The sequence below is a fragment of the Gelidibacter maritimus genome (genome assembly GCF_014062315.1).
In the GTDB taxonomy this organism is placed as follows: Bacteria; Bacteroidota; Bacteroidia; order Flavobacteriales; family Flavobacteriaceae; genus Gelidibacter; species Gelidibacter maritimus.
The window spans coordinates 1-259 of the sequence record NZ_JACGLT010000067.1 but is presented as its reverse complement, the minus strand read 5'-3'; the positions used below and the strand labels follow the sequence as shown (position 1 = coordinate 259).

At 49.0% G+C, this 259-nt stretch carries 1 pseudogene; it reads left to right on the top strand.

Annotated features, from left to right (window positions below):
* A pseudogene (locus H3Z82_RS19485) lies at positions 1 to 259 on the top strand (hypothetical protein); the annotation flags it as partial.

Below are 259 nucleotides of genomic sequence, written 5' to 3'. Positions count from 1 at the left end.
GACGGTACAAACGGCGTGGATGGAACTAATGGAACTGACGGAGTAGATGGTGCTTCAGCTTATGATGCGTGGATTGCAGCTGGCAATACGGGAACGGAACAAGACTTCTTAGATTCTTTGAAGGGTGCTGACGGAACTAATGGTATTGATGGAACTAATGGTGTTGACGGTGCAGACGGTACAAACGGCGTGGATGGAACTAATGGAACTGACGGAGTAGATGGTGCTTCAGCTTATGATGCGTGGATTGCAGCTGGCA